At 47.6% G+C, this 20,304-nt stretch carries 15 protein-coding genes, 14 tRNA genes and 2 rRNA genes (1 of these 31 running past the window's edge); 28 read left to right on the top strand and 3 right to left on the bottom strand.

Features of this window, described 5'->3' with window-relative positions:
- The 21 genes from P400_RS0113525 to P400_RS0113420 all read left to right on the top strand — a co-directional run.
- A 23S ribosomal RNA gene (locus tag P400_RS0113525) occupies window positions 1-1,521 on the top strand; it begins 1,392 nt to the left of the window's first position.
- 95 nt (window positions 1,522-1,616) lie between these two features.
- A 5S ribosomal RNA gene (gene rrf / locus P400_RS0113520) occupies window positions 1,617-1,733 on the top strand.
- Between the two features lie 8 nt (window positions 1,734-1,741).
- Window positions 1,742-1,816: transfer RNA gene (locus P400_RS0113515), tRNA-Asn, on the top strand.
- Window positions 1,817-1,827: 11 nt separating this feature from the next.
- Window positions 1,828-1,918: transfer RNA gene (locus P400_RS0113510), tRNA-Ser, on the top strand.
- An 18-nt stretch (window positions 1,919-1,936) separates the two neighbouring features.
- Window positions 1,937-2,011 (top strand) — tRNA-Glu (locus P400_RS0113505).
- 16 nt (window positions 2,012-2,027) lie between these two features.
- Window positions 2,028-2,101 (top strand) — tRNA-Met (locus P400_RS0113500).
- Between the two features lie 9 nt (window positions 2,102-2,110).
- Window positions 2,111-2,186: transfer RNA gene (locus tag P400_RS0113495), tRNA-Asp, on the top strand.
- Between the two features lie 31 nt (window positions 2,187-2,217).
- Window positions 2,218-2,293: transfer RNA gene (locus P400_RS0113490), tRNA-Phe, on the top strand.
- Window positions 2,294-2,300: 7 nt separating this feature from the next.
- Window positions 2,301-2,384, top strand: a tRNA-Tyr gene (locus tag P400_RS0113485).
- 3 nt (window positions 2,385-2,387) lie between these two features.
- Window positions 2,388-2,458, top strand: a tRNA-Trp gene (locus P400_RS0113480).
- A 16-nt stretch (window positions 2,459-2,474) separates the two neighbouring features.
- Window positions 2,475-2,550: transfer RNA gene (locus P400_RS0113475), tRNA-His, on the top strand.
- Between the two features lie 7 nt (window positions 2,551-2,557).
- Window positions 2,558-2,632: transfer RNA gene (locus P400_RS0113470), tRNA-Gln, on the top strand.
- Window positions 2,633-2,636: 4 nt separating this feature from the next.
- Window positions 2,637-2,711 (top strand) — tRNA-Gly (locus P400_RS0113465).
- A gap of 9 nt (window positions 2,712-2,720) precedes the next feature.
- Window positions 2,721-2,794 (top strand) — tRNA-Cys (locus P400_RS0113460).
- 9 nt (window positions 2,795-2,803) lie between these two features.
- A tRNA-Leu gene (locus P400_RS0113455) sits at window positions 2,804-2,884 on the top strand.
- 6 nt (window positions 2,885-2,890) lie between these two features.
- Window positions 2,891-2,961 (top strand) — tRNA-Gly (locus P400_RS0113450).
- A gap of 67 nt (window positions 2,962-3,028) precedes the next feature.
- The gene (gene queG / locus P400_RS0113445) at window positions 3,029-4,177 is read left to right on the top strand and encodes a tRNA epoxyqueuosine(34) reductase QueG (protein ID WP_026826700.1); all 1,149 of its coding nucleotides are present in this window, start codon (window positions 3,029-3,031) and stop codon (window positions 4,175-4,177) included.
- Window positions 4,158-4,598, top strand: coding sequence for a methylated-DNA--[protein]-cysteine S-methyltransferase (locus tag P400_RS0113440; RefSeq protein WP_051545997.1), 441 nt, complete (start codon window positions 4,158-4,160; stop codon window positions 4,596-4,598). Before queG ends, P400_RS0113440 begins: the two co-directional genes overlap by 20 nt.
- A 12-nt stretch (window positions 4,599-4,610) precedes the next feature.
- The gene (trmL, locus tag P400_RS0113435; protein ID WP_026826698.1) at window positions 4,611-5,084 is read left to right on the top strand and encodes a tRNA (uridine(34)/cytosine(34)/5-carboxymethylaminomethyluridine(34)-2'-O)-methyltransferase TrmL; all 474 of its coding nucleotides are present in this window, start codon (window positions 4,611-4,613) and stop codon (window positions 5,082-5,084) included.
- Between the two features lie 227 nt (window positions 5,085-5,311).
- The gene (locus P400_RS0113425) at window positions 5,312-5,869 is read left to right on the top strand and encodes a DUF5366 family protein (protein ID WP_026826697.1); all 558 of its coding nucleotides are present in this window, start codon (window positions 5,312-5,314) and stop codon (window positions 5,867-5,869) included.
- Window positions 5,866-6,741, top strand: a complete 876-nt coding sequence (locus P400_RS0113420; protein WP_026826696.1) for a hypothetical protein — start codon at window positions 5,866-5,868, stop codon at window positions 6,739-6,741. The genes P400_RS0113425 and P400_RS0113420 overlap by 4 nt, the downstream gene beginning before the upstream one ends.
- Window positions 6,742-6,782: 41 nt before the next feature.
- Here P400_RS0113420 and P400_RS0113415 read toward each other — a convergent pair whose 3' ends face one another.
- On the bottom strand, window positions 6,783-8,570 hold the full coding sequence (locus tag P400_RS0113415; RefSeq protein ID WP_026826695.1) for a transglycosylase domain-containing protein: 1,788 nt from the start codon (window positions 8,568-8,570) through the stop codon (window positions 6,783-6,785).
- A gap of 155 nt (window positions 8,571-8,725) precedes the next feature.
- On the opposite strand from P400_RS0113415, the gene P400_RS0113410 reads away from it, so the two are divergent.
- The 4 genes from P400_RS0113410 to P400_RS0113395 are packed head-to-tail and all read left to right on the top strand — an operon-like array spanning window position 8,726 to window position 14,914.
- The gene (locus tag P400_RS0113410) at window positions 8,726-9,880 is read left to right on the top strand and encodes a glucose-1-phosphate adenylyltransferase (RefSeq protein WP_026826694.1); all 1,155 of its coding nucleotides are present in this window, start codon (window positions 8,726-8,728) and stop codon (window positions 9,878-9,880) included.
- On the top strand, window positions 9,822-11,015 hold the full coding sequence (glgD, locus tag P400_RS0113405; protein ID WP_235181864.1) for a glucose-1-phosphate adenylyltransferase subunit GlgD: 1,194 nt from the start codon (window positions 9,822-9,824) through the stop codon (window positions 11,013-11,015). The genes P400_RS0113410 and glgD overlap by 59 nt, the downstream gene beginning before the upstream one ends.
- A 10-nt stretch (window positions 11,016-11,025) precedes the next feature.
- Window positions 11,026-12,459, top strand: coding sequence for a glycogen synthase GlgA (gene glgA / locus P400_RS0113400; RefSeq protein WP_026826692.1), 1,434 nt, complete (start codon window positions 11,026-11,028; stop codon window positions 12,457-12,459).
- A 22-nt stretch (window positions 12,460-12,481) separates the two neighbouring features.
- The gene (locus P400_RS0113395; protein ID WP_026826691.1) at window positions 12,482-14,914 is read left to right on the top strand and encodes a glycogen/starch/alpha-glucan phosphorylase; all 2,433 of its coding nucleotides are present in this window, start codon (window positions 12,482-12,484) and stop codon (window positions 14,912-14,914) included.
- Window positions 14,915-14,929: 15 nt separating this feature from the next.
- On the opposite strand, the gene P400_RS0113390 is transcribed toward P400_RS0113395, so the two are convergent.
- The gene (locus P400_RS0113390) at window positions 14,930-15,745 is read right to left on the bottom strand and encodes a sulfurtransferase (protein ID WP_034771210.1); all 816 of its coding nucleotides are present in this window, start codon (window positions 15,743-15,745) and stop codon (window positions 14,930-14,932) included.
- Between the two features lie 99 nt (window positions 15,746-15,844).
- Between P400_RS0113390 and P400_RS0113385 the strand changes: the two genes are divergently transcribed.
- The 3 genes from P400_RS0113385 (at window position 15,845) to P400_RS0113375 (ending at window position 19,104) form a co-directional block, all read left to right on the top strand.
- Window positions 15,845-17,572: a phospho-sugar mutase gene (locus tag P400_RS0113385; protein ID WP_026826689.1), complete on the top strand. Its 1,728-nt coding sequence runs from the start codon at window positions 15,845-15,847 to the stop codon at window positions 17,570-17,572.
- 126 nt (window positions 17,573-17,698) lie between these two features.
- Window positions 17,699-18,457, top strand: coding sequence for a transporter substrate-binding domain-containing protein (locus P400_RS0113380; RefSeq protein ID WP_026826688.1), 759 nt, complete (start codon window positions 17,699-17,701; stop codon window positions 18,455-18,457).
- The gene (locus P400_RS0113375) at window positions 18,454-19,104 is read left to right on the top strand and encodes an amino acid ABC transporter permease (RefSeq protein ID WP_026826687.1); all 651 of its coding nucleotides are present in this window, start codon (window positions 18,454-18,456) and stop codon (window positions 19,102-19,104) included. Before P400_RS0113380 ends, P400_RS0113375 begins: the two co-directional genes overlap by 4 nt.
- Window positions 19,105-19,147: 43 nt before the next feature.
- Here the strand turns inward: P400_RS0113375 and P400_RS0113370 are convergent, their stop codons facing one another.
- Complete coding sequence (locus P400_RS0113370; RefSeq protein WP_026826686.1) at window positions 19,148-20,245, bottom strand: ABC transporter ATP-binding protein; 1,098 nt, start codon at window positions 20,243-20,245, stop codon at window positions 19,148-19,150.
- Between the last annotated feature and the right edge of the window lie 59 nt (window positions 20,246-20,304).

The following is a 20,304-nucleotide window of genomic DNA, read 5'->3' as shown; positions in this document are numbered from 1 at the left end:
GCCGAGGCCGAAAGGCGTAGGCGATGGACAACAGGTTGATATTCCTGTACCGCCGTACCACCGTTTGAACGATGGGGGGACGCAGAAGGATAAGGTGACCGTGCGACTGGAAGTGCACGGACAAGCAGCAAGGCCGTCGGGTTGGCAAATCCGCCCGACACCAAGGTTGAGCTGTGACGTGGAGCCCGTAGGGCGAAGCACCGGATTTCACGCTGCCAAGAAAAGCCTCTAGTGAGGAGGTCGGCGCCAGTACCGTAAACCGACACAGGTAGGCGAGATGAGAATTCTAAGACGCGCGGGATAACTCTCGTTAAGGAACTCGGCAAAATGGTCCCGTAACTTCGGGAGAAGGGACGCTTATGGCAACATAAGCCGCAGTGAATAGGCCCAAACGACTGTTTAGCAAAAACACAGGTCTCTGCTAAATCGCAAGATGAAGTATAGGGGCTGACGCCTGCCCGGTGCTGGAAGGTTAAGGGGATGTGTCATCGCAAGAGAAGCACTGAACCGAAGCCCCAGTAAACGGCGGCCGTAACTATAACGGTCCTAAGGTAGCGAAATTCCTTGTCGGGTAAGTTCCGACCCGCACGAAAGGCGTAACGATTTGGGCACTGTCTCAACGAGAGACCCGGTGAAATCATAGTACCTGTGAAGATGCAGGTTACCCGCGACAGGACGGAAAGACCCCATGGAGCTTTACTACAGCCTGATATTGAGGCTTTGTACGCGATGTACAGGATAGGTGGGAGTCTGTGAAGCCGGAGCGCCAGCTTCGGTGGAGACACCCTTGGGATACCACCCTTTGCGTATAGAGTCTCTAACTCGCAGCCGTGATCCGGCTGGAGGACCGTGTCAGGCGGGTAGTTTGACTGGGGCGGTCGCCTCCTAAACAGTAACGGAGGCGCCCAAAGGTTCCCTCAGAATGGTTGGAAATCATTCGAAGAGTGCAAAGGCAGAAGGGAGCTTGACTGCGAGACCTACAAGTCGAGCAGGGACGAAAGTCGGGCTTAGTGATCCGGTGGTTCCGCATGGAAGGGCCATCGCTCAACGGATAAAAGCTACCCTGGGGATAACAGGCTGATCTCCCCCAAGAGTCCACATCGACGGGGAGGTTTGGCACCTCGATGTCGGCTCATCGCATCCTGGGGCTGGAGTAGGTCCCAAGGGTTGGGCTGTTCGCCCATTAAAGCGGTACGCGAGCTGGGTTCAGAACGTCGTGAGACAGTTCGGTCCCTATCCGTCGTGGGCGCAGGAAATTTGAGGAGAGCTGTCCTTAGTACGAGAGGACCGGGATGGACGCACCGCTGGTGTACCAGTTGTTCCGCCAGGAGCATCGCTGGGTAGCTACGTGCGGACGGGATAAGTGCTGAAAGCATCTAAGCATGAAGCCCCCTCCGAGATGAGATTTCCCTTTGAGCAATCAAGAAAGACCCCTCAGAGACGATGAGGTAGATAGATCATGGGTGGAAGCGTGGTGACACGTGGAGCTGAATGATACTAATCGGTCGAGGCTTTGATCTAGTCTATGGTTTGTGTTGATGAATCCTCAGTTTTGAGAGAACAATCTCTCTAAAATATGTTGACATTATCGATAAATAATGTTAATATAATACTTGTCTGGTGGCGATAGCGAGACGGCCACACCCGTTCCCATGCCGAACACGGAAGTTAAGCGTCTCAGCGCCGAAAGTAGTTGGGGGATCTCCCCCTGTGAGGATAGGACGTTGCCAGGCAAGATCGTTCCGCAATAGCTCAGTGGTAGAGCAACCGGCTGTTAACCGGTAGGTCGTAGGTTCAAATCCTACTTGCGGAGCCACTTTCTCTTTTGGAGAGCTGTCCGAGTGGCCGAAGGAGCACGATTGGAATTCGTGTAGGCGGCAAAACCGTCTCAAGGGTTCGAATCCCTTGCTCTCCGCCAGTTTTTCAAATATGTAATGGCCCGTTGGTCAAGCGGTTAAGACACCGCCCTTTCACGGCGGTAACACGGGTTCGAATCCCGTACGGGTCACCATCTAATTTTATATCGTCGCGGGGTGGAGCAGTCTGGTAGCTCGTCGGGCTCATAACCCGAAGGTCGTTGGTTCAAATCCAGCCCCCGCAATTATTGTCCGGTCTCGTGGTGTAGGGGTTAACATGTCTGCCTGTCACGCAGAAGATCGCGGGTTCGAATCCCGTCGAGACCGCCATTTTTATTTTTAAATCAATCATACTACATATGGCTTTGTAGCTCAGTTGGTAGAGCAAAGGACTGAAAATCCTTGTGTCGGCGGTTCGATTCCGTCCAAAGCCACCATATATGTGGGGGGGTAGCGAAGTGGCTAAACGCGGCGGACTGTAAATCCGCTCCCTCGGGTTCGGCGGTTCGAATCCGCCCCCCCCCACCACTTAGGGGCATAGTTTAGCGGTAGAACTACGGTCTCCAAAACCGTCAGCGCGGGTTCGATTCCTGCTGCCCCTGTTTTAATTTCATCATGGCGATTGTGGCGAAGTGGTTAACGCACCGGATTGTGATTCCGGCATTCGAGGGTTCAATTCCCTTCAGTCGCCCCATTATTATTGGGCTGTAGCCAAGTGGTAAGGCATCGGATTTTGATTCCGACATGCGTAGGTTCGATCCCTTCCAGCCCAGCCATTTTGCGGAAGTAGTTCAGTGGTAGAATACGACCTTGCCAAGGTCGGGGTCGCGGGTTCGAATCCCGTCTTCCGCTCCAATGACTTTTGGCGCCATAGCCAAGTGGTAAGGCAGAGGACTGCAACTCCTCTATCGTCGGTTCGATTCCGACTGGCGCCTCCAACATAATATGCCGGTGTGGCGGAATTGGTAGACGCGCACGACTCAAAATCGTGTTCCTCTGGAGTGTCGGTTCGACTCCGACCACCGGTACTTTCTGCGGGTGTAGTTTAATGGTAAAACCTCAGCCTTCCAAGCTGATGACGAGAGTTCGATTCTCTTCACCCGCTTCATATCTCTCTGCCGAGTGGCGGAGAGATTTTTTGTATGCGAAAATATATAAAGGAGGTGAACGGAATGGACCCGTACACATTAAAACAACAAATCCTCGAGTACGCCGAGACTATCGGCATTGACGAGTTGAAAGTGACGACAGCTGATCCGTTCATCGTCATGAAACAACGACTTATTCGGCAACAAGAGAAAGGATTTGCCTCAGGATTCGAAGAACCGGATTTAGAGAAACGCACAAATCCTGAACTCCTGCTTGAAGAAGCTCAATCAATCATTGCGATCGCCATCGCCTATCCAAGTAAATTAAAGGATGCGCCCCGTAGTGTCGCCGGCGAGAGACGAGGATTGTTTGCTCGTGCTTCGTGGGGACTCGATTACCATCGGGCGGTCGGCGATCGGTTGGCAAAACTCCAAGCGTATATCGAAGAATTGGTTCCAGGCGTGCGGACGCGTTCGATGGTCGATACGGGTGAACTCGTAGACCGAGCTGTCGCAGAACGTGCGGGAATCGGGTTTAGTGGAAAAAACTGTTCCATCATCTCTCCTGAGAAGGGATCCTATCTTTATTTAGGTGAAATGATTTTAGATGCATACTTGCCGCCGGATGAAGCGATTGAAGACGGATGCGGAGATTGCGATAAATGCATGACGGCCTGCCCGACGACGGCCCTTGTGGAGCCGGGTGTCCTCGATGCAAAGCGCTGCATCGCCTATCTCACACAGATGAAGACGTTGATGCCGAGGGAGTTTCGGTCGAAACTTGGCGGTCGCCTATATGGATGTGACACGTGCCAGCAAGTCTGTCCGTACAATCGTAAAAAAGACTGGCGCCACCATGAAGAATTGTTACCGGAAGCTGAGATTGTCAAACCGCTCTTAGAGCCGCTTTTGGCATTAAGTAACCGGGAGTTCAAACAAAAGTTCGGACATTTGTCGGGCGCTTGGCGTGGGAAGAAACCGATTCAACGAAATGCGATTTTAGCACTCGCGCATTACCGGGAACCTTCTGCGATTCCAATCTTACGGGAATTCATCAAACAGGATGAACGAGAAGATATGCGCGCGACGGCGGTGTGGGCGATCGGTGCGATTCTCGGACCGGATGCCGATTCGATGTTTGAAGAGATTGAACAGAATGAAGCGTCTGACATGGTACATGAAGAGATTCGCATATATCGAGAGGAGTGGGCACATGAAGATCGTGTCGTCTAAATGGGGACCGTTAGCGTATGAATTAAACGCAGCAGGCAAGCTGACGGCTCTTGAGTTCACGACGCATGAACCGAAAGAAGAAGCACCTGAATGGTTGCGAGATCTCATGTTGCGAGTCGAGCAGACAGGGTTTCAAGAAGCAGATCGTGCCTACGTTGAAATGAACGGTACACCATTTCAACAGGACGTATGGGATGCTTTATTGACCATTCCGTATGGCGAGACACGAACATATAAACAAATTGCCGAGCAAATTGGGCGACCGAAAGCCGTTCGCGCCGTCGGTCAAGCACTCAATCGGAATCCATTGCCGATTCTCTTTCCATGTCACCGCGTTATCGGAAGCAGTGGAAAGCTTGTCGGTTTTGCGGGAGGGTTGTCCGAGAAACAACGTCTTCTAGAATTTGAAATGAAAAAGTGAGGGAAATCAATCATGGCGATTCATGTCGTAATGTTTCAACCAGAAATACCAGCAAATACTGGGAACGTCTCACGTACGTGTGCGGCGACGAACTCGGTCCTTCATCTGATTCGTCCGCTCGGCTTCTCGACGGACGATAAGATGCTAAAGCGCGCCGGTCTCGACTATTGGCAATTTGTCGATGTCCGTTATCACGACTCGTTAGAAGAACTGTGGGAGAAGCATCCGGATGGACAGTTCTTTTATATCACGAAGTACGGGGAACAATATCCGAGTGATTTAGACGTCTCTGATGTAGAAGGTGACTACTTCTTCGTCTTTGGTCGTGAAACGAAAGGCTTGCCGATGGAAGTCATCGAGAACAATTTAGATCGTTGCATCCGCCTGCCGCAATCGAATCTCGTCCGTTCATTGAATGTATCGAATACGGCGGCCATCATTGTATATGAAGCCCTTCGCCAACAAGGATACGCAGGGTTGAAATAAAAAAGAGCCGGATTCGTAAGAATCCCGGCTCTTATTCGTTACCCTCAGGTTTACGGTTATATCCAGCTGTCAAAATTGCTGAGAGGAAGACGACGCTGATTCCAACCATCAATAATAGGCCCATCCAAAAATCCCCCTTTTATTCTCCATAACTATGAATAGTATAATATACTTGTTAGTAGAATTGCACTGAATATAAGAAATTACTGTGAAATTGGAGAAGGAACATGAAAACGAATGTGTACTTACTGAGCTATGCCCCACTCATCGGAATTATTTTGTTTTCCACGTCACTTGCGATCGCGACATCCGAGTATGTGATCCAATGGCTGAATCAAATTGGCGTATATAGTGAAATCATCGAACTGTTATCCGTGCAAGAGACAAAAGTGCTTGTGCTCGTCGTATTCTTCACGATTTTCTTTATGTTGTTTAGCGCATTCAAGTTGGTTGCCGATACGTTCAATCAACTCGGTTTCGCCTTTTTTGCGCGGGAGACGAATGGGACGTCACTTCATCGGCTCAAACCTGGGGCCATCATCTTCCTCATCGGGTCTGGAATCAGCTTTCTCTTTTTGAACACGTTACTCGCCGTCATCGCCGTCCTCGTAGGAACGCTCTTGATGTATCTCTTTTACTATGTCTGGCAAGTAAGCCAATCGATGTCTGTCCCACGTGCCATCGGCTTATTGCTCATGCAGGCCGTTATGTGGGCGACGTTGATCAGTGGGTTAGGTTGGTCGGTCCTTCGCTTGTTTAATTCTGTCGGAGATATCATCTTATGAAAGAATGCTTTGAACCGACCTTTGATGTGATGGAAGCATGGTGTCATTCATTCGTACCTGAGGAAACATTGTATTGGATTGATTCCTCGTTCCTCGATGACTTACCGGTTTCCTGTCTTATTATCCCGAGACAAGAATTTGTCACTCATCCTATTTACCGAAGACCTGGAATTACGAATCCGTATGTGACATGGCAGATGGGTCAGGAGGTGACCCATATCATCCATGCGTTCTCTGGTTTTTTGGCGGAGTTGCAGGGTCATGTCAAAACACGTCTATTGGAATATCAAGTGATGACAAATCGCGGTCTCGTTTTGCCGATATCGGACGAGCAGATGAAACGTCTATCGAATGAGGCGATTGTAGAGAAGGACGGCACGCATGTAATCGTCTTGCATTCGCAAAATTGGAATGCTCTCGACATCGAGATGCGTCATTCTCTTCTGCTCGACTATGCGAAGGAGTGGGATCGTTGGGAAGGGGAACCCTGTGATGACTCGATTGCCTCGTATCTTGCGGACTATGCAAATCGGTTTCCAATCCAGGAGGGAAGTAACTGTCTCGCAGCGACGTTGTTTGCGGTCACAGGAAACGAACAAATCGTTCACCAATGGGTTCATCCGGAGACATTCCTTCAGACACTAAAGCGAAGTGGGTACGAAACCGTGAAGGATGATGCGCCAAGGTCGAATGACGTCCTGACGTTTTGGAACGACCAAGGGCAACTGATTCATGCGAGTTACTGTGTGAGAGATGGACTCTATTTCAACAAACATGGTCAAGTTCGTTTCAACCCTTGGAAACTGATCGATCACGACGAGTTGAAGGAACATTGGGGAGCATATCGACTTCAGATTGAACGTCGGAAATAGAACAAAAGGAGTCAGCCCACTTTTCAGCGGCTGACTCCTTTTTAATGCGACTCCGTCCAAACAATCGCTGGATACGCACGGTTGGCGAGTTCTGGGAACGGACGAGGTGTGTCGGCACCAAGCCAAATGGCGGTGATGGTGCGATCGGTCAGTCCGACGTACCACATGTCTTTATTGTCGTTTGTCGTTCCCGTCTTGCCTCCGAGATAATCGTAGTCGCCTTTCACTCGATTCGCATAGCGTCCCGTCCCGTACGTGGTGACGGTCGATAATGCTTTCTTCATCACGTCCATGGTATCCGTAGACCAAATGGCCTCTTTGGTCAAAATTGGCGTCAATGTCGGCTCCCCGGACTTGAATTTGATTTGTTTGATCGTATGTCCTGATGTATAGACACCTTTGTTTAAGAACGGTGTGTAGGCGGCTGCCAGTTCTCTCGGAGAGACTCCTTGTGTGAGTCCACCAAGAGCGCTAGCTAAGTTCTCATCCTGTTCATCCCATTGACTGAACATCATGTCTGCCGTCTTATACGCCCTCTCTTGATCAATCGCTGAGAAGGCGGCGAGAGCAGGTGTGTTATACGAGTAGGCGACCGCGTCCTTTAACAAGACATCACCTAACACGCGGTCGTGGCTATTCCCGGGACAATACGAACCGTAACAGGTCGGTCGTCCATCGAGTACTGTGTCAAGCGTCGCACCAGTGTCTTCGATAAATGGTGCGAACACGAGAATTGGTTTGATGGCTGATCCTGGTTGGCGATACGCCTGTGTCGCCCGGTTGAACTCACCGACTTGTGTCATTTCTGAATCGACCATTGCCACGATTCGTCCTTGAGGTGTCAGTTCCGTATAGCCTCCGTTCAGCCCGGGAGGAAGTTGACTCATCACCCGTTTTGCTTGTTTCTGTTTCCCTGTCGATAAGTAAGTCTCAATCGTTGCTTCATGGGTAGATAAATAATCTCTTGCTTCGGTATCGTCCAAGTCATAGCGCGTACGTACCAATTGAATCGCCTCGCGGACGGCTGTATCCATATAGTCCGGGTATTGGATTGTTTGACTGCGATATGATGCTTCTAGCTTCACGCCGTGATACTGATCGTAGGCACTCTTTGAGAGGATACTTGCTTCAAACAATTGTGTCAAAATCCGGTCCTTCCGTTCAAAATAAGCTTCTGTAGGATTGAGCGGGTCGTAAAGGGACGGATTATTCGGTACCGTCAACAGATAGGCCAGTTGATTCCAATTCAAATCAGCGAGCGGCCTTGAAAAGTATGTATCAGCCGCAGATTGAATCCCATATACGTTATGTCCAAAGAATATGACATTGCTATAAGCTGTTAAAATTTCTTTTTTGCTATAGTTTTTTTCAAGCGCTTGCGCGATTAACAATTCCTTCACTTTTCGTTCATATGTTCGCTCATGTGTGAGGTAGACGTTTCGTGCGAGCTGTTGTGTGATCGTGCTCCCACCTTGAACGGATGTCTCGTTCGCGTTATTGATAAACGCACGGGCGATTCCGCTCAAATCATAACCGGGATGAGCATTGAATTTACGGTCTTCAATAGTCATGATGGCTTCTTGAATGTGTTTAGGCAACGCCTTTGGAGTTACATCATTTCTACGGCCAGCCAAATAAATTTGTTGTTCCCCACCATTGTATGCGAGTGTGATGGCATGTTTCGACGAGAGTGGTTGCGCCGACACCAGTTCTTCTCCCCACGATAAAATCTCTTCAGTTTTATCAATCTCTTCTTTCAATGCGTTTGTGAGTGTTAAGGAAGTCGCTAAAAGTCCAGCGAAAAATAAAGTTCCAATCCAAGCTCTCATCCAATCACCTCTTTCTATTCATTATATCGTCAAATTTATAAAAAAATAAAAAATGTAAACGTTATCATATAATAATTCGAGAAGGAATACTTTAGGAAAGAGCGAAAAAGGGTAAAAGAGGTTGTATATTACGATTTTGAGGAGGCTTATTATTTATGAAGCAAGAAATGGTTGCGATGCTCCTTGCGGGAGGAGAAGGAAAACGATTAGGGCCTCTCACGCGAAAAACGGCGAAACCAGCCGTGAATTTCGGCGGAAAGTACCGAATTATCGATTTCCCATTGTCAAACTGCACGAACTCAGGAATCACAACAGTCGGGGTATTGACGCAATACGAGCCACTTGAATTGAATCGTTACTTAGGAATCGGGACAGCATGGGACTTAGATCGTCGCAATGGAGGATTGGCGATTCTTCCACCTTATCAAGCACAGTCGGGGAAAAATTGGTATGAAGGAACAGCTAATGCGATCTATCGTAACTTGAGCTACATCGACGCTTACGATCCGGATTACGTCTTGATCTTATCAGGAGATCACATTTACAAAATGGACTACGAGAAGATGCTCGAGGCCCACAAAGAAAAACAAGCCGATGTGACCATCTCTGTCATGGAAGTACCATGGGACGAAGCATCACGATTCGGTATTTTAAACACAGCGGATGACCTTCGAATCAATGAGTTTGATGAAAAGCCTGAAGACCCAAAGAGTAACTTGGCATCGATGGGCATCTACATCTTCAACTGGAAAGTCTTACGAGAGCATTTAATTAAAGATGCTGAAGATGAGACGTCGAGCTTTGACTTCGGGAAGAACATCATTCCAAATACGCTTCTCCAAGGGCTTGACGTCTTCGCCTACAAGTTCAAAGGATACTGGAAAGATGTTGGGACGATTCAATCACTTTGGGAAGCGAACATGGACCTCTTAGAGGAAGACCCTCCATTTGATTTGTATGACCCAGATTTTAAAATCTATTCGGTCAACCCGAATCAGACACCTCAGTATATTGGAAAAGATGCATGTGTCGAACAGTCTGTGATCAATGAAGGGTGTCATATCGAAGGAGAAGTGCAACACTCGGTTCTATTTTATGACGTCCGTGTCGAAGAGGGCTCACTCGTCAAAGACTCCGTGATTATGCCGGGGGCTAGAATTGGGAAGGATGTAACAATTCACAGAGCCATTGTCGCGAGCTGTGCAGTCATTGAAGATGGTGCGACAGTCGGTGAGCCAGGTGGTGAAATCGTTGTTATTGAACCACATGAAAACATCGAAAGCGGAACCGTCTTCAAACAACGGGTTTGAAACAAGTAAAGAGATACGCAAGGAGGCGTTACTGTTGACGAACGATTTATTAGGGGTCATTAACTTAGGAACGGAACAAGGATTGTTTCCAGAATTTACAGGACATCGCAATTTAGCAGCAGTCCCTTTTTCAGGACGATATCGCCTGATTGATTTCACGTTGACGAATATGATTACGCAAAATATTAGTCAAGTCGGGATTTTTACATTAGATAAGTATCGCTCCTTGATGGACCACCTCGGATCAGGAAAAGAGTGGGACTTAGATCGCTCTCAAGGTGGGCTTCACATCTTCCCTCCGGCATTAAAACCAGACGGTGAAGCGTATCTTGGGGATTTGGCAAACTTTTCGATACACCGTGAACATTTCATTCGCAGCAAGCAACCGTATGTAGTTATTACAGGGTCGAACGTGCTGACGACGATTGACTATAACGACATGCTCGAACATCACAAATCGATTGGTGCGGATATCACACTTGCTTATACAACACATGAGCAGAAATGTGGTTACTGTCGCCCGATTCGTCTCGGTGAGAACGATCGTGTCGTCGGCGTGTCAGAACGAGGATTTTCACCAGATGATGAGTATTCATATACAGAGACAATTATTATGTCAAAGAATCTCTTCATGCGGCTCGTTGACGAAGCGACGTCTAAAGGTGAATATGATTTATTAGATGGCGTCATTCGTCCACAACTCCACCGTTTACACGTTCACGGTTATCATTATGTCGGGAAAATGCAAGTCATTCATTCTGTACTTTCTTATTATAATGAAAGTATGCGATTGCTCCGTGGAGAAGGGATTATTTACGATTTCCCGCACATTTATACGAAAATCAAGCACGAACCACCTACTCGTTACTTGAAAGGTTCGAAAGTGAATGAAGCACTCGTGGCGAACGGATGTAAAATTCATGGGGAAGTTCAAAACAGTATTCTCTTCCGTGGTGTTCAAGTAAGTAAGCATGCTCGCGTCAAGAATTCTATCATTTCGTCGAAGTCGATCATTGAAGAAGGGGCTGTTGTCGAAAATGCGATCCTTGATAAAGAAGTGGTCGTAAAACGAGGACAGGTCATTCGGGGTACAATCGACGAACCGATTGTCATCGCAAAACGAACAGTGGTGTGAGGAGGATTTTATGAAAATTTGGTATGTTGCTTCAGAAGCGGCACCGTTCATGAAGACGGGGGGGCTAGCCGACGTCGTCGGTTCCCTCCCTCAAGCGGTGGCGGATTTAGGAGAAGAGGTTAGCGTCGTCATGCCGAAGTATGGATCGATTGCTGAAGAGTATGTGGACGAGATGGAGTATTTATTCGACCTAATCGTTCCGGTCGGTTGGCGCAAGCAGTTTGGTGCGGTCTTAAAATTAGAGCGGGATGGCATCAACTATTATTTCATTGATAGCGAGTATTACTTTAAACGTGATGGTGTTTTATATGGACACTTTGACGATGCAGAGCGATTCGCGTTCTTCTCGCGAGCTGTACTCGAGATGATTGGAAAGATAGAAGATGTGCCCGATGTCCTTCATTGCCATGATTGGCAGACAGGGATTTTACCAGCCTTTTTACGAATCCATTATCAACATATTGAAGCGTATCAACATATTCGCACCGTCTACACAATCCATAACTTGCAATATCAAGGAGTCTTCCCTGAAGAGATTTTGGGAGAGCTACTACAGTTCGGTCCTGAACATTTTACGGCTGAAGGTATTCAGCATAACGGTCTCGTCAATTACATGAAAGCAGGAATCGTCCACTCAGATCAAATCACAACCGTCAGTCCATCTTATCGCGATGAAATCATGGAGCCATATTACGGTGAAGGATTAGATGGAGCTCTGCGTCATCGCGCTGTCGATGTACGAGGAATTTTAAACGGCATTGATTTGTCGACGAATGACCCGAGTACGGATGCTCGTATTGCACAGACGTATGATTTGGATACGTATAAAAAAGGAAAAATCGCCAACAAACGAGCGTTACAAGAGCGTCTCGGTCTTGAGGTACGAGACGATGTCATGCTAATCGGTTTTGTCAGCCGACTCGTTGACCAAAAAGGACTAGATTTAATAAACGCTGTCCGTGAAGAACTCGGTCAATTGCCTTGTCAATTCGCATTTCTCGGTTCGGGACAACCGGAATATGAGGGAATCATTCACGAGATGACGGCAGCACATCCGGGAACGGTCGGTTCATATATCGGTTTTGATATCGAACTCGCGCACTTGATTTATGCTGGGGCGGATGCTTTTTTAATGCCGTCACGTTTCGAACCTTGTGGACTCAGTCAACTGATTTCCATGCGATACGGCACATTGCCCATCGTACGTGAGACGGGCGGACTGCGGGATACGGTGAAGCCGTATAACGAGTTCACGCAAGAAGGGACCGGATTTGGGTTCATGAACTATAATGCCCATGAGATGTTGGCGACAATCGAATACTCGATTCGTGTCTATTCCGAGAAAGAAAATTGGGATGCCCTCGTCCATCAGGCGATGACCGCGGACTATAGCTGGAAACAATCCGCCAAGCAATATCGTGAGTTATATCATTTATTCGCATGATTGGAAGGAGCTAATTTGATTTATGTTCACAGATAAACAGAGCTTTGTCGGCGCGTTTAAGGAACGATTTATCGCATTGAATGGAAAGTCGATTGAGGATGGGACAGAGCAGGAAGTGTATCAAACATTGGCAACGATGGTACGCGAACAGGCCATGCCGAAATGGATCCATACGCGAGACCGTCAAGAAGAAAAGCATAGTAAGCAAGTCATCTACTTCTCACTTGAATTTTTATTAGGCCGTTTCCTGTACAATAACTTGTTAAGCCTAGACGTATTAGAACTCGTCAAAGAAGGGCTTGAGGATCTCGGATACGATTTTACCGATATCTCAGAGTTGGAACCGGAACCTGGTCTCGGGAACGGGGGGCTCGGTCGTTTAGCAGCTTGCTTCCTTGATTCGTTGGCCGCACTCAGTTTACCCGGACACGGGAACGGGATTCGATATCGCTATGGTCTCTTCAAACAGAAGATTGTGGATGGATATCAGGTCGAGCTACCGGACAATTGGCTCCGTGATGGAAACATGTGGGAAACGAGACGTCAGGATAAGGCGGTCGACATTAACTTCGGTGGATGGATCGAGATGAAGCAAATCGGAGACCGATTGCGTGTCGTCCACCATCCGGATGAAGTTGTCAAAGCGGTCCCCTACGATATGCCAGTCATCGGTTATCAGAATGACGTTGTGAATACGTTGCGTCTTTGGAACGCTGAATCGCCCCTTGACGATGAGGCTTATTTAGAAAAAACGAAAGGGACGTATAAAGACTTGTTAAAACATAAACAGTCGATTGCGACCATTTCGGAATTCTTATATCCGGATGATACGACTTATGAAGGAAAAGTACTTCGTTTGAAACAACAGTATTTCTTCGTGTCGGCAGGAATCCAGTCGATGCTTGCTTCTTACTTAAAAGGTAATAAATCTCTCAAACAATTGGGCGATCATTATGCGATTCACATCAATGATACGCACCCGGTTGTTGCAATCCCTGAATTAATGCGAATTTTGATGGATGAGCATGGATACGGATGGGATGAAGCGTGGCGAATCACGAAGAGCGTCATGTCGTTTACGAACCACACGTTACTCGCAGAAGCACTTGAAAAATGGCCGGTTGAGATGTACCAGCGGCTATTGCCACGTGTCTATCAGATCATCGAAGAAATCAATCGACGTTTCTGTCGTGACGTCCTGGTCAACTATCCCCATCTCGAATCACATATGGGTGAAATCGCCATCGTATCGAATGAGCATATCAATATGGCCAACTTGGCCGTCGTCGGCTCTCATTCGACGAACGGGGTTGCACAAATCCATACCGATATTTTGAAACAGCGTGAGATGCGTTACTTATATGAGATTTTCCCACTGCGATTTAACAACAAGACGAACGGGATTACCCATCGTCGCTGGCTCTTAAAATCGAATCCACGGTTATCTGAGGTCATCACAGAAGCAATCGGTCCTTCGTGGATTGAGCATCCAAATGATTTGGAAAAGCTGATGGATTTCTCAAAAGATAAGAGTTTTCAAGAAAAAGTGATGGATGTGAAGCAACAAAATAAATTCGATTTGGCAGCTTACATTCAATCGGAGACCGGAGAAACGGTTGATCCGCATTCGATTTTTGATGTGCAAGTCAAGCGTCTACACGCCTATAAGCGACAGTTGCTAAACGCGCTTCATATCCACGCGCTCTACTTGAAGATTCAAGCAGATCCGACGTTCACGATGGTTCCACGAACGTTTATCTTTGGCGCAAAGGCGGCACCAGGATATCATTATGCGAAAGAAATTATTCGTTACATCAATGCGCTTGCGACATTAATCAACAAGGATAAGCGAGCAAGTCAATTCATCAAAGTCATCTTCCTTGAAAACTATCGTGTTTCAATGGCTGAACGGATTTTCCCGGGATCTGATTTGAGTGAACAAATTTCGACTGCAAGCTATGAGGCATCGGGTACCGGCAACATGAAGTTCATGATGAATGGTGCTTTAACGATTGGAACGTTAGACGGAGCCAATATTGAGATTCGTGATGCCGTCAGCGATGATCACATCTTCATTTTCGGATTATCTCCACAAGAAGTCATGAACTATAAAAAGTTCGGAGGGTATCATGCAGCGGAGATGTATCACGCACATCAAGAAATCAAGGATGTCGTCGATGGTCTCGTCAGTGGGACATTCGATAAGGTAGGCGAATATCAATTCCAGTCCATCTTCGATTCACTTCTCGTCTACAACGATGATTTCTTAGTCTTAAAAGACTTTATCTCTTACATGCGAGCACAGCGACGTGTCGACGAGATGTTCGGTGATCGTGCGCGTTGGGCAGAGAGCTCAATTGTCAATACGGCGAAATCGGGCATCTTCTCAAGTGACCGAACCATCACGGAGTATGCAAACGCAGTTTGGAATATCAAACCGACGAGTGTGAAATAAAAAATGATCCACCCGTTACGGGTGGACCTCGTTTTCTGGATAGCTGACCCAATCGGAATATGACCCTGGATAGAGCCGGACATCGTCCTTACCGAGAGCGTGTAGCGCTAAAATATTGACGCAGGCGGTCACACCGCTCCCACAATAAAAGATGGGGTTCTCGACAGGAAGAACATCTTTGTAAAGTTCTTTCAAATCGTGAAAGTCTTCTAATGTGCCGAGCTCTGTAATAGCTTCTGCATATGAGCAAAGCAATGCGTTCGGAATGTGTCCTGCTTTTTGGTCTATCGGTTCGTGTACGCCGTTATAGCGATCTTCTGATCTAGAATCGTAAAGTTTACCGTTTGTGGCGGCTCTTACTTCTTCGAGTGTGGCAATCATGTCATCTTGGAAGTCCGGCGTATAGTCACTCGACTTATAGTGTGGAATCTCCGTCGTGGTATCACCGCAATAGGTGATTCCCGACTGGATTCCGCCTTCTAGGACGACGACCCGCTCGTGACCGGCCCATTTAAAGAGCCACCATGCACGGGCTGCATACGGAAAACCGTCATCATAAATAACGACAAGATCATCTTTTTTCAAGCCGATGCGACGAAGCGTTGACGTCCATGCCTCTTTTGAAGGGAGCGGATGACGTCCACCATGTTCACCGAGTGGACCAGACAAGTCTTCCATCAAGTCGAGAAAGACTGCGTTCGGAAGATGTCCCTGTCCATAAACGTATTTACCGTAGGACGCGTCGTTTAACGAATATCGGCAATCGATGAAACGAATCGAGTTCGTATGCACGATTTGTTTTAATTCTTGGGCACGCATTGTTGGAAACATTAATATCACCTCGAGGTTTCATTACTCTCATCGTATACAAGATGGAAGCAATTGGCGAGTACTTCGATTGATTTTTTTAAGGTGAAAGGGGAATAAACCATGACATGGCAACAAACATATGAACGTTGGAGTCAATTTGATGGACTTGAACCGCATTTGCGTGCGGAACTTGAAGAACTCGCAAAAGATGAGTCAACGTTAGAAGACGCATTTTATAAGACGCTGGAGTTCGGGACAGGCGGGATGCGGGGAGAAATTGGACCGGGCGCAAATCGAATGAACATGTATACCATTCGAAAAGCGTCTCAAGGGTTTGCTGACTTTATCTCATCCTCAGGAGAAGAGGCGAAGCGTCACGGCGTCGTCATCGCCCATGACTCGCGTCATTTTTCTCCGGAGTTCGCGTTAGAGGCGGCGCGGACGCTCGCGTCAAACGGCATCAAAACGTACTTGTTCCCAAGTTTGCGCGCCACACCTGAGCTCTCATTTGCGGTACGTCATCTTGATGCATTCGGCGGGATCGTCATCACAGCTAGCCACAATCCCCCTGAGTATAACGGGTTCAAAGTATATGGGGCAGACGGTGGACAGCTTCCACCGGCGGAAGCGGATGAACTTGTCAGTTACGTCAATGCGATTGAAGATGAGCTGACGATTGAAATCAAAGATGAGGCAACGCTTCGTCAGACGGGTTTGCTCGTCACAGTCGACCGATCAGTCGATGAAGCGTATATGGAGGCGCTCCAGTCAATCCGTATTCATCGTGACGTACAGGACAGTTCCCTTCAAATCGTCTATTCGCCGCTTCACGGGACAGGGCGCCGTCCAGTCATGGAAGGGTTGAAGGCGTATGGATTTGACCATGTGACGATTGTAGAAGAACAAGCAGAGCCAGATGGCGCGTTCCCAACAGTCAGTTATCCGAACCCGGAAGAAAAGGCGGCGTTTAAATTAGCAATGGAATACGGGGATCGTGTCAGTGCTGATTTACTGATGGCGACCGATCCTGATGCCGACCGTGTCGGCTTGACCGTGCGCGGACAAGATGGTGATTGGTTCGTCTTGACGGGAAACCAGACAGGTGCGCTATTGATGGAATATATCCTCTCACAGAAGAGTGAAACGGGGACGCTTCCATCGAACGGGTTCGTCGCGAAGACGATTGTCACGTCCGAACTTGGTGCCGCCATTGCGAAAGCATACGGCGTGCATCTTGAAAACACGCTGACCGGATTCAAATTCATCGGTGAGAAAATTAAACAGTATGAAGAGTCTGGAGAATATGAGTTCCTGTTCGGCTATGAAGAAAGCTATGGCTACTTGATTGGGGATTTCTGCCGTGATAAGGATGCCGTTCAGGCTTGTTTACTCGCAGCGGAGATGGCGGCTTATCATAAACAACATGGTCGCACGCTTTATGATGCGTTGCAGTCGATTTACGAGAAGTATGGGTTCTATGAAGAATCGTTACAGTCGATGACGTTGAAAGGAAAGGCTGGTCTCGAACAAATCGGACGGATGATGGAAGCGTTCCGTGCCAATCCGCCAAAAGAAGTAGGGGGATACGAGGTCGTTCGCTTCGAAGACTATAAGAAGCAAGTGGCGACTGACTTGCAGACCGGTAAGTCTGAAGCCATCGAATTGCCATCATCGAACGTCTTAAAATTCATCTTTGCGGACGGGTCATGGTTCTGCCTTCGTCCGTCTGGAACAGAGCCGAAAATCAAGTTCTACTTCAGTGTACATGCGGATCGTGCCGACAAAACGACTGCAAAACGTGAAGCGATTGAAGCGGACGTCATGCAACAGGCGAAAGCGATTGATTGATACCGAACATCACTCTAGAAATAGGGTGATGTTTTTTGTTTGACATGAAGACACTCCGCCAGTATGATGAAGTTATTGTTTAAAACCGTGTAATCATATAAGGATTATAAGAAAGGCGGAATCATCATGAGAAAAACGTTAACTACAGTATTGACACTTGGAGCTTCAGTAGGGCTTCTCGCAGCTTGTGGCAATGAAACAGGAAGTGGAGCGGACGAAGCGGTCATTACTGTCGGGACAGAGGCGACTTATCCACCCTTCACATATAAAGACAAAGGTGAATTGATGGGATATGATATCGATGTCTTGAATGAGGCGGCAGAACGTGCCGGTTATAAAGTTGAATACGAGGCAATGGACTTTAAGGGACTCGTCCCGGCTCTCGATGCAGAACGCATTGATATGATTGCCAACCAAATGAGCATCACACCTGAGCGTGAAGAGAAATATGCATTTACTGATCCGTATGCCGTGTCGGGTGCACAAGTCATCGTCGCTTCGGACAACAATGATATTCAAGGAATTGACGACCTTGATGGCAAACTAGTCGGCTCGACACAAGGTTCTGCTTATGCCCAAATGGCTGAAGAAGCAGGTGCTGAAGTGAAATACTACAAAGGGGCAAACCAAGTACTTCAAGATCTCGAAGTCGGTCGCTTGGAAGCGGCACTTAATGACCGTCTCTTTATTTTGACAGAACTTGAAAAGACAGGTTATGACGTCAAAGCAGTCGGTGACATCTTCAATACAAGTGAAGCTGGATTCATGGCACGTCAGGATAGCGATGTTCTTAAGAAGTTGAACGATGCACTCGCGGAAATGAAAGAAGATGGCACAATGAAAGAAATCGGTGAGAAATACTTCGGTGAGGATATCAGTCAATGAATGAACTGATCACGACCGTCATAGATAACCGCTCGGTCTATCTTGAAGCCATCCAGCTCACGTTGATCGCCAGTGTCCTGTCGATTCTTCTCGCCTTGGCGCTCGGTCTGATCATCGCTTTACTTCATAGTAGTCCAATTAAAATTGTACGATTGTTAACACGGACATATATCTCGTTCTTCCGTGGAACACCGCTGTTGCTCCAGTTGTTGATTTTGTATGTCGGTCTCACTGGGTTCGTGCAACTCAGTGGGATGCAGGCGCTCATCTTCGGATTAGGGTTTCACTTTGCGGCCTATATCTCAGAAGCATTTCGGGCGGCAATTAACTCTGTCGACAAAGGACAAGTGGAAGCGAGTGTCGCGCTCGGCATTCCGAAAATGAAGCGTTTCAAAGACATCATTTTCCCGCAAGCGCTCTCTCGTGCCATCCCGCCTGTCTCGAACTCGGTCATCGACATTATCAAGTCGACATCGCTTGGTACGGTCATTGCGGTTCAGGAGTTGACGTACGTGTCTGACCAGATTGCGGCCACAACCTATCTGGTCATGCCGTTACTCTTGTTCTCGGCTTCAATCTATTGGATTTTGTCGACCATGATTCAAGCTGGGCAACATAAACTCGAACAGCGTTACGCGATTCGATGATAAAAAACCCTCGATTCAAACGAATCGAGGGTTTTTGTATGGCTTAACGGATGACTTGTTCTGTTTCTCCGTCGAAGAAGTGTGCTTTTGTCATATCGAGGGCGAGTTCAACATCGTCACCCATGTGGATGTTTGAGCGACCGTCGACACGTGCTGTGAACTGGTGTCCACCGAGTTCCGCATAGAGGTATGACTCTGATCCCATGAGCTCAGCGACATCGATGTGTGCTTTGAACGTATGCGTTGTTGGCGAGTCGATGTAGATTGGCTCATCATGGATTGATTCTGGACGAATCCCGAGGACAAGCTCTTTACCAACATAACCACGGTCACGAAGGGTCTTCATTTTTCCTTCTGGTACGTTGACTTCTTCCCCGTTCGTGATGAATTTGCCTTCTGCGAGTGTACCGCGGAAGAAGTTCATTGAAGGGGAACCGATGAAACCGGCGACGAAGATGTTGTCCGGGTAATCGTAAACTTCTTTTGGTGAGCCGACTTGTTGGATAAGGCCGTCTTTCAAGATGACAATACGTGTTGCGAGTGTCATCGCTTCAGTTTGGTCATGGGTAACATAAATCGTAGTTGTGTCCAAACGGTTGTGAAGTTGAATGATCTCTTTACGCATTTGTACACGAAGTTTTGCATCCAAGTTCGAGAGTGGTTCGTCCATTAAGAAGACTTTCGCATCACGAACGATGGCACGTCCGATGGCCACACGTTGACGTTGTCCACCTGAGAGTGCTTTTGGTTTACGCTCGAGGTATTCCTCCAAGCCGAGAATACGTGCAGCGTCTTTGACGCGACGATCAATCTCATCTTTCGGGAACTTACGGAGTTTCAACCCGAATGCCATGTTGTCAAAGACACTCATGTGTGGATAGAGTGCATAGTTTTGGAAGACCATGGCGATATCACGATCTTTAGGAGCGACATCGTTCATTCGTTTCCCATCAATGGTAAAGTCACCGTTTGAAATTTCTTCAAGGCCTGCGATCATACGAAGTGTCGTCGATTTTCCGCAACCAGACGGTCCGACAAATACAATGAATTCACGGTCTTTAATGTGTAAGTTAAAATCGCTGACGGCTTTGACGCCACCATCGTAAATTTTTTCAATATGTTCTAAACGAATTTCTGCCATGTCGTTAGCCTCCTAAAGGATCTGTTTGTTTATAATAGCGCTTACAAGAATGATTATAT

The organism is Exiguobacterium marinum DSM 16307 (assembly GCF_000620845.1).
Classification (GTDB): Bacteria; Bacillota; Bacilli; order Exiguobacteriales; family Exiguobacteriaceae; genus Exiguobacterium; species Exiguobacterium marinum.
The sequence above is the reverse complement of the archived record's forward strand: the minus strand, read 5'-3'. Positions and strand labels throughout refer to the sequence as shown.

Excerpts from the sequence above, each read along its gene's own strand:
- P400_RS0113370 (WP_026826686.1), bottom strand. The coding sequence starts at position 20,245 with ATGGCAGAAATTCGTTTAGAACATATTGAAAAAATTTACGATGGTGGC.
- P400_RS0113390 (WP_034771210.1), bottom strand. The coding sequence starts at position 15,745 with ATGTTTCCAACAATGCGTGCCCAAGAATTAAAACAAATCGTGCATACG.
- P400_RS0113410 (WP_026826694.1), top strand. The coding sequence starts at position 8,726 with ATGAAGCAAGAAATGGTTGCGATGCTCCTTGCGGGAGGAGAAGGAAAA.
- P400_RS0113420 (WP_026826696.1), top strand. The coding sequence starts at position 5,866 with ATGAAAGAATGCTTTGAACCGACCTTTGATGTGATGGAAGCATGGTGT.
- P400_RS0113425 (WP_026826697.1), top strand. The coding sequence starts at position 5,312 with ATGAAAACGAATGTGTACTTACTGAGCTATGCCCCACTCATCGGAATT.
- glgA (WP_026826692.1), top strand. The coding sequence starts at position 11,026 with ATGAAAATTTGGTATGTTGCTTCAGAAGCGGCACCGTTCATGAAGACG.
- queG (WP_026826700.1), top strand. The coding sequence starts at position 3,029 with ATGGACCCGTACACATTAAAACAACAAATCCTCGAGTACGCCGAGACT.
- P400_RS0113415 (WP_026826695.1), bottom strand. The coding sequence starts at position 8,570 with ATGAGAGCTTGGATTGGAACTTTATTTTTCGCTGGACTTTTAGCGACT.
- P400_RS0113385 (WP_026826689.1), top strand. The coding sequence starts at position 15,845 with ATGACATGGCAACAAACATATGAACGTTGGAGTCAATTTGATGGACTT.
- trmL (WP_026826698.1), top strand. The coding sequence starts at position 4,611 with ATGGCGATTCATGTCGTAATGTTTCAACCAGAAATACCAGCAAATACT.
- P400_RS0113375 (WP_026826687.1), top strand. The coding sequence starts at position 18,454 with ATGAATGAACTGATCACGACCGTCATAGATAACCGCTCGGTCTATCTT.
- P400_RS0113440 (WP_051545997.1), top strand. The coding sequence starts at position 4,158 with ATGAAGATCGTGTCGTCTAAATGGGGACCGTTAGCGTATGAATTAAAC.
- P400_RS0113380 (WP_026826688.1), top strand. The coding sequence starts at position 17,699 with ATGAGAAAAACGTTAACTACAGTATTGACACTTGGAGCTTCAGTAGGG.
- P400_RS0113395 (WP_026826691.1), top strand. The coding sequence starts at position 12,482 with ATGTTCACAGATAAACAGAGCTTTGTCGGCGCGTTTAAGGAACGATTT.